This is a genomic window from Bacteroides sp. 14(A) (genome assembly GCF_000526555.1).
Taxonomy (GTDB): Bacteria; Bacteroidota; Bacteroidia; order Bacteroidales; family Bacteroidaceae; genus Bacteroides; species Bacteroides cellulosilyticus.
The window spans coordinates 1,096,258-1,110,390 of the sequence record NZ_JAGH01000005.1 but is presented as its reverse complement, the minus strand read 5'-3'; the positions used below and the strand labels follow the sequence as shown (position 1 = coordinate 1,110,390).

General features: G+C 43.3%; 9 protein-coding genes. 2 read left to right on the top strand and 7 right to left on the bottom strand.

Annotation, left to right across the window (positions count from 1 at the left end):
* Positions 1-43 precede the first annotated feature (43 nt).
* Complete coding sequence (locus K429_RS0127470; protein ID WP_007216384.1) at positions 44-3,187, top strand: SusC/RagA family TonB-linked outer membrane protein; 3,144 nt, start codon at positions 44-46, stop codon at positions 3,185-3,187.
* A gap of 31 nt (positions 3,188-3,218) precedes the next feature.
* Entirely contained in the window at positions 3,219-4,646 is a 1,428-nt protein-coding gene (locus K429_RS0127465) for a hypothetical protein (RefSeq protein ID WP_007216385.1), read from the top strand.
* A gap of 95 nt (positions 4,647-4,741) precedes the next feature.
* Here the strand turns inward: K429_RS0127465 and K429_RS0127460 are convergent, their stop codons facing one another.
* Genes K429_RS0127460 through K429_RS0127430 form a run of 7 tightly spaced genes read right to left on the bottom strand, consistent with a single transcriptional unit; the run spans position 4,742 to position 14,125 of the window.
* Positions 4,742-7,297 carry a DUF5686 and carboxypeptidase-like regulatory domain-containing protein gene (locus K429_RS0127460; protein ID WP_029328841.1) on the bottom strand — a complete coding sequence of 852 codons (2,556 nt, stop codon included), beginning with the start codon at positions 7,295-7,297 and terminating at the stop codon, positions 4,742-4,744.
* Between the two features lie 16 nt (positions 7,298-7,313).
* Entirely contained in the window at positions 7,314-7,895 is a 582-nt protein-coding gene (locus K429_RS0127455; RefSeq protein WP_029328840.1) for an outer membrane lipoprotein carrier protein LolA, read from the bottom strand.
* A gap of 9 nt (positions 7,896-7,904) precedes the next feature.
* On the bottom strand, positions 7,905-8,633 hold the full coding sequence (gene fabG, locus K429_RS0127450) for a 3-oxoacyl-ACP reductase FabG (protein ID WP_029328839.1): 729 nt from the start codon (positions 8,631-8,633) through the stop codon (positions 7,905-7,907).
* A 13-nt stretch (positions 8,634-8,646) separates the two neighbouring features.
* Positions 8,647-10,122 carry an NAD(P)/FAD-dependent oxidoreductase gene (locus K429_RS0127445; RefSeq protein ID WP_029328838.1) on the bottom strand — a complete coding sequence of 492 codons (1,476 nt, stop codon included), beginning with the start codon at positions 10,120-10,122 and terminating at the stop codon, positions 8,647-8,649.
* Positions 10,119-12,605, bottom strand: a complete 2,487-nt coding sequence (locus K429_RS0127440; RefSeq protein WP_029328837.1) for an MMPL family transporter — start codon at positions 12,603-12,605, stop codon at positions 10,119-10,121. Before K429_RS0127440 ends, K429_RS0127445 begins: the two co-directional genes overlap by 4 nt.
* 23 nt (positions 12,606-12,628) lie before the next feature.
* The gene (locus K429_RS0127435; RefSeq protein ID WP_029328836.1) at positions 12,629-12,880 is read right to left on the bottom strand and encodes an acyl carrier protein; all 252 of its coding nucleotides are present in this window, start codon (positions 12,878-12,880) and stop codon (positions 12,629-12,631) included.
* A 24-nt stretch (positions 12,881-12,904) separates the two neighbouring features.
* Entirely contained in the window at positions 12,905-14,125 is a 1,221-nt protein-coding gene (locus K429_RS0127430) for a beta-ketoacyl synthase (RefSeq protein ID WP_029328835.1), read from the bottom strand.
* Positions 14,126-14,133 lie beyond the last annotated feature (8 nt).

Sequence of the window (14,133 nt, the reverse complement as noted above, 5' to 3'; positions counted from 1 at the left end):
AGATCATATTGAATTAATTTCATTAATCATTTAACGTATAAAAATGAAACGAGGTATTTTGATTGTTTTAATGGCTTTTCTGGGCTTGACTTCTGTTATGGCTGCTCAGAAAGTAACTCTGAAGTGTAGGGAAGTTGCCTTAAAGGAAATCTTCGCTAGAATTACGAAACAGACAGGGCTGACGGTAGCCTATAGTTCGCAGGTGCTTAATGTAGATACAAAAATCAGTATTGAGACAGAGAATGCGGAAATAACAGAAGTCTTGGAGAAATTGCTACCCGCTACAATAGGGTATAAGATCGAAAACAGTTCAATCCTGATATTCAAAAAAGAAGTTTCCAAGAAAGCTTCTACAGTCAGGATGAAGGGAATTGTTTTTGATAAGAAGACGCGGGAACGGTTGGCAGGTGTAACACTGGTTTTGAATGATAATCCGTCTGTAGGTACCATTACCGATATAGATGGAGTGTTTCAAATAACTGCTGCCCAGGGGAGCAAGTTGAAAGTGTCCTATATAGGATATGAAACGCAGCTGGTTGCTATAAGTCCGGTCGATGAATTGAAAGTGGAACTTGATCAGGATAACTTCAAATTGGATGAGGTTGTGGTAACAGGCCAGGGGGCTGAGGTGCAAAAACGCCGGTTATCATCGAATGTAACCACTGTTAGCAGTAAGGAACTGGAACGTATGAAACAGGGGCGTATAGACCAGGTGTTGCAAAATGCTCTCCCCAATGTGCAGATAACGATGTCCAGCGGCCAGGCAGGTGCAACTTCACTGGTAAAGTCAAGAGGTCTATCTTCTGCTTTTTCTAACTCTACTCCCGTGATTTATGTAGACGGAGTGCGTGTGGATAATATGAACACAGGTGCAACTTTGAATAACTCATTAAGCGGAAACAGTGCAGTGACCGGTTCTATCGGTGATATTCCGATGGAGAATATCGATCACATTGAGTATGTGACGGGTGGTGCGGCCACTACCCTCTATGGTTCAGATGCAGCCAATGGCGTTATTCAGATTTTTACAAAGAAAGGAGCGGAGCAGAAGACTACGTTCTTTGCCGAAACTCAATTGGAGGCGGATATTGCTTCTTCCCAGTTTTATCATTTTAAACGTACCAAAGAATTGTTGCATCAGACAGGATTCACACAGAAGTACCGTGTCGGCTTTGACGGTGGAACAGAGAAGTTCGGTTATAGTTTTGGCGGCAGCATGAGTAACGGTACGGGAACTCTGATAAAGAACGGTAACGAGGATCGTAAATATGACTTGCGCTTTGGTTCAAGAATGAAATTCAATGAACAGTTTGAATATCAGAACTCATTTGGTATGGTGATAGAAGACTTTGCGAGAAGCCGCAACGGTAACCAGGGAGGATATACCGGATTATGGTTTACGGAAGGCGCTGCGGCTACTAATTTCAGGTATACGGATGCAGCGGGCGAACTGGTGAATTATGGCGCTGATCTGGACGCTTTAGATGACTATACTTTTGCTCAGATGAAGGCTTTTGTTACGAAAGCGGAGGCATTGCAAAACAACCGTGAGTCCGTAAAGCGTTTTCAGACTTCCCAATCTCTGAGCTATGCTCCTCTGGCTAATCTGACTTTCAAAGGGGTATTAGGAGTAGATTATCGATTGAATACCAATAAGAACATCATAACTAATGAATATCTGATTCACACCCAGCAGAAGCCGGAAGGAACTTCAGATGCAGGCAGTATCTCCAACTTCGACCGCAACTATTTCGGTCTGACTTTGGATTTAAACGGACAGCATAAATATCGTTATAAAGATGTTTTTAGTCTGATCTCTACGGCAGGCTTCCAGTTTTTTAGCACTTATGACCACCAGTCGGTATATAATGGAACAAACGTACGTGATGGTGCCCAGATAATAGAGGGTGCGGGAACGTTAACTTCTAATGAATGGCTAAGCTATCTGTATAATTACGGCTACTTTATTCAGGAAAATATCGGTTTCCTGGACCGCTATTACATTGATTTGGGATTGCGTTCGGACTATAATACTGCTTTTGGTGACAATGTAGGCTGGCAGTATTATCCCAAAGTAGGACTTTCTTATGTTCTCTCTGAAGAACCTTTTATGCAGAGACTGAAAGAGAATAATCTTGTAAGCAGTTTCCGTATTCTGGCCAATTATGGTATTGCCGGTAGTTATCCTCCTGCTTTTGAATATCAACGTACTGTGGCGTTCAATTCTTTCCAGGGAGGACAAGCCGCTTCTTTTGGTAAATATGGAAATCCGGATCTGGCACCTGAAAAGAAACATTCGTATGAAGCCGGTTTTAATGCTGTGCTTTTCAACCGTGTATTGAATTTGGGATTTACTTATTATTATGCTCTGACCAAAGACGCTCTTTTCAGTATTCCGTCCCTTCCTTCATCCGGTCAGTCTGCCAACTATTTGTCTAATGTCGGTGAAATAGAGAATAAAGGTATTGAATTGAGCATTGGGCTGCAATTAGTGGATACAAAAGATTGGAATGTTCGCCTGAATGCATCTTATAATACGAATCATAATAAAGTACTGAGTATTGGTAATGCAGTTCCTTTTGCTATTGGCGGTTTCTCTTCGCGAACGGTTCAAACGGTGGTAGCTGAAGGAGAACCGGTAGGTTTCATCCGTGGTTATAAGGCCGTACTGAATCCGGATAACTCACTGAAGGAAATTCTTCCTTTACAGAATCTGGGCTCTACACTTCCTACAGCTTATGGTAACTTCTCTTTGTCGGCAAGTTATAAGAATCTTTCGTTCATGCTCAGCGGTGATTATCAATATGGAGCTTATGTACATTCGTTCGACCGCCAGTTCCGTTTCTCAAAGGGGCTGAAAGACGATGCTATTCCAGAGAAAGCACTGGAAGGACTTGACCAGGGGGCTAACTGGCTTAATTTCACTAACTTTTTCGTAGAGAAATCAGATTTCCTGAAAATTAGGAATATCGGAATAGCTTATGATTATAAGCCGAAGAAGTATCTGAAATCAGTCAATCTGGCTTTCAATGTTTATAATCCGTTTGCCTTTACAGCCTCATCGGTAGACCCGGAAGCTGCCCTGGCAGGTGCCCGTTCGCAAGGTGCAGTAGCGGTAGGTGGATTGAACTACTCTTCTTATTCCACTCCTCGTCAGTACGTGGGAACGATACGTGTCTCTTTTTAATCATTAGTTTAACTCATAAATAAATATAGATATGAACATTAAGAATTATATATTGATAGCTTCCCTGGCTTGTGCCTGTTCGTCTTGTGAACTTTTACAGCCGAATGAGATCATTAATCCGAATGTAGATGAAGATACATTTCTGAAGACCCCTAATGCCATGAGTACTTGGGTGAACGGAGCCAACCGTTCGTTTGCCACGATTATCGGTTCGTATGTGGAATTGACTGAAATACTCTCCGATAATTATTTTAATAACTATAGCCAGAGTAGTAAGGTTTTCGATTTTCCCACTATCCTGTATACGGATATAGATGTAACCAATTTGCAGCGTCACGTAGGTACATTGCGGGAAACGGCGATCCAGGGATTGGAAGTAGTGGCTAAGGCCGATGCAACTACTACAGATGAACAACGCTATAATCTCTATTATATCAAGGGATATTCTTATCTCCTGGCAGGAGAATATTTCCGGGCGCTCCCTGTTGAAAACGGGGGAGAGGTAAAGGGCTGGAAGGAGAACCTGAATCTGGCTATCTCTACATTTACGGAAGCTCTGAAATTTACAAGTGATACGGATGAGACAGCGTTTATCAACACCTTGATAGCCCGTGCCTATTATCGGCTCGGAGATAAAGTAAATGCAGTGAAGTATGCCAGCAATGTCTTGACGTTGTCGACGGATTTCACAAAACAGGTGACATTTGATGGAGAGAATAATGTGATAAGTTCTATTCAGGGATATATTTATGGCACTAATTTCCAACCACTGCCCCGTTTGGATTTCCTTGATCCGAAATATTTTCAGACTAAGGCAAAAGAGGCACGTCCTATCTGTATTGCCAAAGCGGAAGAACCCTATCTGATTTTGGCTGAAGCTGCTTTAGCTGACAACGATGTAAACGGAGCAAAAGGTTTTCTGAAAACATTGTTGACGCTTGTTAGCAATCGTCCGGTAGCAACAGACATTAATGATCAGTTGGAAGGACGTTATAACGGAGGGTATAAAGAATATCCTAACAGTTCGGAATACCGGGTAGCCGCATCTTCGGAGGATGAATTCAGGAGCGGACTTGTGCTCGACCGTCAGTCACCTCATTTGATTTCTGTTCCTTATATTTCCGGTACTTCCGTTACAGAAGAAATGATTGATGCTCCAACCACAGTCGATGGGCTTTTAGAAGTTCTTTATCTGATGCGACAAGAAATCTTTATGGCAGAAGGCAGACGTGCAGCCGACTTGGGCATTCGTTTCCCGGTATGTGAAACGGAAGCCGCAAATACACCTTCGGCAGCAGAATATACCACTGCACAAATTCCTTCTTTCATTCCTTTGAATCAGGATATGGATGCTTTTGAAATGGATAAGGAAGCGAAAACGGTTGTGATTAAATATAATATGAACCGGATTATCGTACAGAATAAATCTTCGGAATATGTAGCGCCTTTCTTCAATTAAATAATAATCCCCTATGTAGGTATTACTAATATATAATGCCGGCATAGGGGATAATTTGTATAATATCCGGAGTTATAACCGAAGAAGTTGGGATATTAGAATGATAGTCTCATTGTACAACGTATTCCTTTTGTCTGAATGTCCGGATGGTTGCGATAGTTTAATCGCCAGACATAATCAACGCGAAGGAACTTAAAGATATTCTCAACGCCCACACTTGCTTCCATATAAGGAGCCTTTCCCAATGTATATGAACCCTTTGGGAAAAGATATAGCCCGTCCCCTCCATTCTTAGGATTATTCTTCTCCGTCAGATGTCCCCATAAACCACGGAAACAGAATACCTCCCTTGCTTTCAATTTCTTGATGAGAGGCAGACGATTCAGAAGATTTCCATTCATATAGTATGTCAAATCCCAGGAAACATATTCGTCACTGATAAACTCCATGGCGTTCATATTCGTATAAGCTTCCGGCTGAATGGTATAAGAAAGGTTTGCATTCGGCAGAATTAACAGCGGATACGGAACTTTGCTCCATACCTTTCCGGCTTTGGTGATAATGTCGATATATCCAAAAGCTGAAAACCAGAAACGTTTCTGTATGCCGATATCCGTACGATGATAATCGTAGGATGAGCCAAGCAGGTTTTTCTTTGCCATGACATGACTGAAATTAAAAATTAAAGCATCAAATGTAATTGGAACACGACTATTGCGAGTCTGATAGAATTTTTCATTTTTGCCATAACGGAGCTTCAGTTCCAGTTCCGTCATATTATAGTGCTTGACATCGCTGATGGTTCCGTCTGCATTGATACGGTCGAAAACAGCATATTCCGTGGCATATTCGCGACGGTTACGAACAATGGCATTATATGCCAGTCCGTTATACTGTTCGTAAGAGTAAGTCAGCTCAGCTTGTCGCAAATAAGTTGCCCGTGTATCCTTCTGACGTCTGATACTTAGAAGGACATTATCCTTGCTGGTGTACATATACTGCTGTCCCAACTTGTTAATATCATACATATATTCAAGCCGGATTGAATTTATCGGAAATTCCTTGCGGTATTCTTTGCGTTCATTGAATGAATATTCAACAAGGGCATTATACTTCAGCTTTTCATCTCTCGTTCCATACGCCATATAGCCATCGAAGAACCAATTTTTATTGAGTGCGGGCGTCGTTGTGCCTCCCACCCGAAAGCGTGCCCCTTCGATTGCACTACCGCTAATGGTAGAATTCATCGGACCAAATTCGAATTTATTCATAGCCGGGTCTTTATTGGTAGGGATATAGCCCGACACGAGAGTTGTGACGACCTTTTCCGTTACATAAAATACCGGAACAGAGCGTAATTTCACCATCAGTTTTTCCACGGAGTTCGGATTCTTTTTGATTGCTTCTCCCGGACGATTGCTTATCCAGAAATCATCCGGCTGGCGATAAGCATCTTTTGAGATGATGACAGGTGCACTACTTTTAAAGATTTGGGCTTGTTCGGCATTGGGTTCTTCGAATGACTGGTTGCTATAGACATTCAAACGCCTTGCATACATTCCTTTAGTTTTCTCACTTAACTTGAAATTTACGCTGATATCGTCTTTCTTAATAATACGGGTACTATCTGAGGTCCGTTCGAATATCTGCTCGATAGTCATTCTGGAAACAAAATTCAAATTGATATCCTTAGGAACATTGAGGATTGCTTTTTGGACAAAATAAGTGGAGTCGAGCGTGACATACAGATGCCCGGTAAAACCGAAGGTTTCCGAATTGAACGGAACAAATCCGAGATCCACACACTTTTGGCCATTTACGTTTAATGTATCCATCAGATAGTATTTATAATAGTTCGGTCCGATTGTGGAAAGCGGGCTTACAAACCTCTGTAGAAATAACGGTATGTCATTTTGGAAAATGTCGACTTCCCTGAATACTTCGCTCAAAACCTGCTGGATACCGTCGCGCGAGAATATTTCATCTACACCGGACGATTTGTTTCCTTTTACTATATGTTTCTTAGACTTTGGGTCCTTACGGTAATAGACCGTCTCGACTTTTTCTTTTTCCGAAACCGGCAGGATGGTGGTGCCAATATCAAGCGTATCGACAAAATCGGCCAGGAAATCGAACTTGCCTGGCTTGCCATTCTTTTTAGGCTTTGGTTCATACTCATTCATGGCGAAGACCATTTTTTCATACCGGTCGTATTGGAAATAGTCATGATTATGGGGGTCATTACTTTCACGTAGAGCAATCACCTGCCTCACAAATGTAACAGCTGGGTTTTCTTTCTTGCTGTATTTCTCCTTTTGAGGTCTGACAACCACTTCATTCAACATAATTCCATTTGGAACTAATTGTATTTTCAGGTCATTGGTTTTCCCCGGGATGACTTTCATTTGTTTCTTGTCATATCCCAAATAAGATATTTCCAGAATCTTATCGATGGTTGGAGTAGAGAATGAAAAGTTCCCATCCCCATCGGTGGCTGCTCCTATGGTTGTACCCTCAAATTTAAGAGATACATAAGGCAACCTTTCGCCTGTAATCGAATCGGTTACGATTCCTTTTATTATTGTATTCTGTCCATTCGCCACCCACACGAAGAAGAAGGACGCTAACAAAAAAACAATCTTTTTTCCCATTGTAATCTCCTATTAGTTAGTCGGAGAAGTCATATTGCGTATAATTCTTGCCCTTCTCATTCATGCGTAAACCTTTAAATTCGGATGATTGAATATCGATGGTAAGTACGAACGATGTGAACATCATCCTGCGCTTAGCTTTTGCATCCGGAATAATCGGAGTGATGGTCAGCGCACAGAGATTCCCTTGTTTCGTAATTTCCATGTCGGCCACTTCTTTGATATCCGTACTGTCGCTATCGCTCGAAAGTAGATTCCTGAGAACAATCAGAAGAACTTCAAATTGCTTATGGGTTACTCCCTTAGCTATGCTTTCCTGACCATCATTGATCATAGTGAAGACACCGTTGTCCATTATCAGCATATCTTTCCCTTCATTAAACGTCATGTATGCTTCATTAGGCTGCATGAAGTGAAATTTACCTTTGGTAACAGCGTCTTCTGCCACTGCTGCATGGTGCTTAGTCCGAATCACGGTAGCTGTGAAGGTATTTATGCCTTTGTATCGTTCGGCAACTTTTCGGATATCAGCTTCTTGTGCCGATAAGGCGGTACACAAGAGGATGGCAGTGATAAATAGGATATATAATCTTTTCATACATGTAGTTTAAGTATAAAGTCCTCCATTAATTGAAATCACATTACCGGTAATGTAACCGGCGTTTGGCGAAACCAGAAAGCCAACCAGTTCGGCCACTTCCTCGGGAGTACCGAAACGATTGGCTGGAATGGTTTTCTTCAGTGCATCTTCGTCGAGTCCCTCTACCATATCTGTTCTGATAAATCCGGGGGCGACAGCGTTGACAGTCACATTTTTGCGTGCTACCTCCTGAGCCAGTGCTTTCGTGGCGGCTATGATGGCTCCCTTTGCTGCGGAATAGTTGGTCTGTCCCGGCATTCCTTTGACACCGCTTACGCTTGCCATATTGATGACACGTCCGAACTTACGGGCCAACATGGATTGCAGCAAGGGTTGTGTTACATTGTAAAAACCATCGAGACTGATGCTGAGTACACGATGCCAGTCGTTTTCAGGCATGAATATCAGGAGATTGTCACGGCGTATACCAGCATTGTTAACCAATACTTCGATGTATTCTTCAGGATGGGCGTTCTCCCATGACTCGATGGCTTTGCTGGTCTGTTGCCGGTTGCTTACGTCGAACATCAGTATCTCGCCATCCTGTCCGGCCTGGCGTACCAGTTCCAGAGTCTTTTGGGCCTCTGTGGCGTTACTTACATAGTTGATAATGATGTGGTAGCCCATCTGAGCTAATTTTACACAGACAGCACGGCCAATGCCACGACTGCCTCCGGTTACTAATGCATACTTCATTGTTAGGTCTATTTTAGTTTTTTACTATATTCCATATCGGTTCCTTTCCTAATACTTCAGCACAAGTGAAGAGCGCTGTCATGGTCACACCGTGTAACCCGTGCAGCATCAGATTCTGTCCCGTAAGAAGCAGGTTGGGGATGGGTGTACGTGGTGAGAGCAGGGTTATCATCGGATTTCTGAAATCCTTGCGCAGGCCATAAGCTGACCCCTCAGGTGTGAGAGTATAATTACGGTAAGTGAGTGGCGTGCTGGTGTAGCATCCGGTGATCCTATCACGAAGGCCGGGAATGAAACGTTCGGCAAGGGTGATACATTCGTCTGCGACACGCTTCTTCATCGCTTTATAATCTTCACCACGACGGCCCACTTCGGTATGGCTCCATTGTTCACACTCACTCCAGTTCATTGGGGTGAGGAGATCTACCTGTTGTACATACTTACTGCCATCTTCCGGTATGCGGCAACTTACCAGTACTCCGCTTACAGGATTGTTTTTCAGATGAAATGCCCATACATCCGGTTCCTTATAAATATATTGGTTCCAGTTAAAGTATCTGAGAGTTTGCGGCTTGATGCGGAGCGATACGGTGAACATGCCGAAAGTATTCTCCAGATGAGTAATTCTGCTGCGATAAACTTTCTTCATCCTGCTGCTTTGTTTCACCAGATTGCAGGTGACAGCAGGATGGATATTGCTGATAAAAATAGTGCCTTCGTAGATTTCTCCATTAGAGCATACTGCATGCACCAGTTTACCATCTTTTTCCACTAACTCCCGGACTTCGGCATTACAGATAATCTCGCCACCATGCATACGAATGCCATCAGCCAGTGAGTTTACTATCAGAGAACCGTCACCTTTTAATCGCCAACTGCTTTCGATGAAACTTCCGTTACCATGAGCGAAGGTGAACAATGGAAGAGATTCTTTCCGTAATTCCATTTTCAGGGAAGTGCCACAGAGTACATTTATCAGTAGTGGATCATGGAATGTCTCTGTCAGATACTGATAAGCGCTTGTTTCAAAAAGCCGGGAAAGTAATGATGACTCTCCGGTTTGAGGATTTAACGCATCGAATTGCTGTTCACCGCACTGTTTCAGCATATCTGCATATTTGTTCAACGCATCACGTTCAGCTGGAAAGGCTGCTGTCAATGTTTCGACAAATGCATCATATCCTTGTGCGAAGCTGAAAGTCTGATTTCCGATTGTTACCCGGTCGAAATGGTTGTCAAGGCGTTGCCATGGAAGACGTAGCAGTCCCAGATGCCTGAATGCAGAGTGTAGTGATTGTCCCTCGTCCAAACCTCCTACATAGTGAAAGCCTGTATCGAAAGCCAATCCATGCCTTCTGTAGCTTTGGAGGCATCCACCTGCTTGTGTTCCTCTTTCAAGCAGAAGAACGCTCATACCGGCTTTCGAAAGAATGTGTGCACATTCCAGCCCACCCAGTCCGCTACCTATGATAACTGCATCGTACTTCATTCTTTATTCTTATTAATCATTCTGAAAATGGCCGGTTGTACCACATAAGAGATCACTACTGCCGAAATCATGCCCACAAGAGTGGAGAATCCTACTGATTTGATGGCAGGATGTTCGGCAAACAGCATGGAACTCACGGTAACAATCAGGATAAATGCACTGAAGAATATAGCTGTTTTGTGATAACCCAGCAAGCGCGAGTTCTCTTTACCGCCAATAAGTCCGTTCATCACGAATATGCTATAATCAACCCCTATACCAAAGATAAATGTGGAGATGATAATGTTGATGAGATTGAACCGTACATCAAAAATCACCATTGCCCCCAACACTATAAGCCAGCTCGACAAGATTGGCATAAAACCGAGCAGGGTATGCTTGATATTGAAATGGAAACTGAAGAAGAGTACGATGAGTACAAAGAGCATGGAAACCCATTGCAGCACATTGAAGTCGTCATTCAATTGGATCAGTGTATCTGTAGTATAATAATAGGTGTCGAGCACAAGCAGGCTAGGTGATGAAACTATAGCCTCACAGATACGGTTATAGTCACTTTCCTTGCTATGAATAGAGTCGTTTTTGCATCTTACGGATGTAAAGCACAGATACTCGTCGTTGTAGGACTGTTCCATCAGAGTAGACTGGTAGCCTTCCGGAATAATACTTGCTTCATAAAGAGCGTCAGGCTCATAATCAGCAGTTGCAAATTCAAAGAAAGGAGAGAATGCATCGGGAATAAGACCGGCTTCGGGAGCTGTCTTATTGATTAAATCATGTACAAGTTGCAAGCGTTCTCCGGTCCAGAAGTTTTTCCATGCGTCAATGCGTTCTTGTTGTACATGCAAGGGTACAAATATTTGATTCGTATGGGTATAGCTCTTCACAAGTCCGATATTTTGCAGGGAATCGAGTTTGGCAGCCATGATTTCAAAATTCTCTATGGCTTCTTCCATCGTTGCCCCTGAACTTGCGAAATACTTCTGCTTGTCACCTGTATGGGTTTTGGAACGAAGCAGATTCTCTGAATATGAAGTACTTTCGGCTTTATAGCCTAAGTTGTGCATGTCGGCATCGAATTGTGTTCCTCCGGCAATATAGAATCCTATACACACTACCGCAGCGGTAAGTATGGTGAAAAGCAGGGGCTTTTTACGGTCGAAGGGGTAAGCATTAATACGGTCGATGATGGCGAATGCACGGTGATTCAACTTGTTTTTCCTTGGATTGAGGAACTGTGGTAAAAATACCAGGCTGAAGAATGTAGTCCCCACAATGGCGAAAGCAGCGAAGAGACCAAAGTCCTGTAACAGTTCTGTCCGAATGAAGATAAGTCCCATGAAGGAACCAATGGTGGTAAGGCATCCTAAACAAACAGGTTTGACCTGATCGCGCAACACTTGTTCGGGATCACTGATATATTTATAATGCGTAATGATATGCAGTACATAGCTGAGTGCCACTCCCAGTACTACTGCTCCGATACCGAGTGCCAACAATGAGAAATGTCCTTTTATAAAATACATTGCAGCAAGTCCGAAGAGAGTGCCGAATACCACGGGAAGCAGTAATAGCGGTATGGTATTGTAGTTGCGGAAGCAGATAGAAATAAAGATAAGAACCAGTACTAATGAGCCGATAATAGTTCCTTTCAGGTCCGATTTTATTCGCCATGAATTATAGAATCCACTGGCAGGAGTACCGTGATAGCTGATTTTTACGTCGGGAGCAGAGGCGGAAAACTGTTCTATCTGATCATTCAATATGCGGAATAGGGTAGAACCCTGTCCCGTATTGGTGGCTGAATACATGGGTGTAATAAATGCTACACACACTGTGGAGTCTTGGACGAAGAAATGCCCGTTAAGGGTTTTGTAGCTGCCGGCTGCCCCTTCGGTAAAAGGTTTCATCTGTTCCATAAGTAAACCACGCAGTCCTACAGGATCCATCTGTATAAGTTCGGGAAACATACTTCCCACCGGACTCAACAAGTCATCGTGGTTAGCTTTCATTTGCTGCTTCATGTGTGGATAGGTAAGCATCGCATCGAGACGAGTGTAGATGCTTGTATCGATATATGCCGGTAAGTGCGCACTCATATAATCGATAACGTCCAGCATCAGGTCATCGGGCAATCTGTAGAAAATATTCCCGATGACCTGCTGTGTTGAGTCCATGGCTGCATTTCTAGATTCCAGAGAATCAATGAAAGCATCACATATTTCGGTTATATGTTCCACAGAGGCTCCATTCTTTCCTTCAAAGAGCAAGAATGTTTTATCCTTGATGCGCAGGTTGGCAAAGGCGAGTTTGGTAGTACCATCTTCATTTTTCGATGAAGGCATCAGTTTGTTGATGTCTTCTTCCAGATATATTTTTGAGGCAAAATATCCGAAGAAGGCATATAAAGCAATCATTGACACCCAGAAAACTGCGCGATGATTACGGAAAAAGCGATAAATCTTTATGCAGAATTCTGTCATACTACCATCTCTTTATATCTTTATTATTCACTCTGCCCGAAGTGTGATTCTATATAGTCATAGAGATTGTTGAAGGTCTGAATCTTCTGTAAATCGGTTACGGGAATTTTGATCTTGTAGGTATGCTGGATAATGGCTACAAGATCCACAAGACTGAGGCTGTCCAACGAGAGTGTTTCCTTTACATTGGCATTCGGTGTAAAAAGGTCCTGATCAATTTCAAATTCTTCAGCCAATATGGCATTTACCTGTTCAATAATACTTTCACGTGTCATAATAATTTTCTTTTTAAATGGTTACTATAAATTTCTTACAATAAGGGTTGAGTTTGTTCCGCCGAATCCAAAGGAATTGGAAAGGAACATATCAAAGTGCGCTTCGCGCGTTTCCGGTAATATATGGATACGGGTAGTTTCCTCATCCGGATTTTCAAAGTTGATGTTTCCTGCTATAAAGTCGTTCTTCATCATCAACATCGAGTAGATCAGTTCGCTGGCACCAGCCATCCACATCTCATGCCCTGTCTGGCTTTTGGTGGAGGTTACGGGAACCTTGCAATCGCCGAATATCTGAGCTATGGCTGATGCTTCTCTGCTATCTCCGATACGTGTAGAGGTGGCATGTGCATTGATATAACCTATTTGTTGGGGGGATATACCCCCCTTGTTCAGACACAATTCAAGCGAACGGGCCGGCCCTGCTACATTGGGAGTGGAAATATGATCCCCATTGCCCGAGAATCCCCAACTTACTATTTCTGCGAGTATGGGTGCCCCTCGCTTCACGGCATGTTCGTAGCTCTCTATGATTACTGTTGCCGCACCACCACCGGGTACCAGACCGTCACGGTCGCGGTCGAACGGACGGCTGGCATTGGCGGGATTGTCTTCACGTATAGAGAATGATTGGATGCCGTCGAATGAAGCCACGCTGTATAAGTTGGTTTCCTGAGCACCGCCGCATATAATGCAATCCTGCATTCCGCTACGTATAAGTGTGTATGCCAATCCTATAGCCTGGGAACCGGATGCACATGCGGCTGAGGCCGTCAGGTTAATACCGCGCAGTTTGAACAGGCAGGCAAGATTCATCGTCACGGTAGAGTTCATCGACTGGAAAATGGCACCGCTGCCGCAAGCTGATGTATCCTTGAACTCACGAAACTTATCGAGCGCCTGCATGGTAGCTTCAGCTACGGAGTCGTTTCCATAGATAATGCCGATCTCATTTCTGTCTATATAATCTTGATCCAGCTTTGCATTTTCGAGGGCCGACCGTGTGGCCATATAAGCATATTGAGCTTCCTCGGGCATGAAATGCCGTAAATTGCGTGGGATGAACGGTTTAAGGTCAGGACGCTCTACATCTGCACATAATGCGGAACGGAATCCGGCATCTTTGCGTTCCTGGCTGAAGATAATGCCGCTTTTTCCGGTATATAGCGAATCGCGTACATCTTCGAGTGTTTTTCCGAGGCACGACCATATCCCCATACCTGTGATTACTACTTTTCTTTCCATATCTCTTT

Excerpts from the sequence above, each read along its gene's own strand:
- K429_RS0127430 (WP_029328835.1), bottom strand. The coding sequence starts at position 14,125 with ATGGAAAGAAAAGTAGTAATCACAGGTATGGGGATATGGTCGTGCCTC.
- K429_RS0127460 (WP_029328841.1), bottom strand. The coding sequence starts at position 7,297 with ATGGGAAAAAAGATTGTTTTTTTGTTAGCGTCCTTCTTCTTCGTGTGG.
- K429_RS0127455 (WP_029328840.1), bottom strand. The coding sequence starts at position 7,895 with ATGAAAAGATTATATATCCTATTTATCACTGCCATCCTCTTGTGTACC.
- fabG (WP_029328839.1), bottom strand. The coding sequence starts at position 8,633 with ATGAAGTATGCATTAGTAACCGGAGGCAGTCGTGGCATTGGCCGTGCT.
- K429_RS0127465 (WP_007216385.1), top strand. The coding sequence starts at position 3,219 with ATGAACATTAAGAATTATATATTGATAGCTTCCCTGGCTTGTGCCTGT.
- K429_RS0127470 (WP_007216384.1), top strand. The coding sequence starts at position 44 with ATGAAACGAGGTATTTTGATTGTTTTAATGGCTTTTCTGGGCTTGACT.
- K429_RS0127440 (WP_029328837.1), bottom strand. The coding sequence starts at position 12,605 with ATGACAGAATTCTGCATAAAGATTTATCGCTTTTTCCGTAATCATCGC.
- K429_RS0127445 (WP_029328838.1), bottom strand. The coding sequence starts at position 10,122 with ATGAAGTACGATGCAGTTATCATAGGTAGCGGACTGGGTGGGCTGGAA.
- K429_RS0127435 (WP_029328836.1), bottom strand. The coding sequence starts at position 12,880 with ATGACACGTGAAAGTATTATTGAACAGGTAAATGCCATATTGGCTGAA.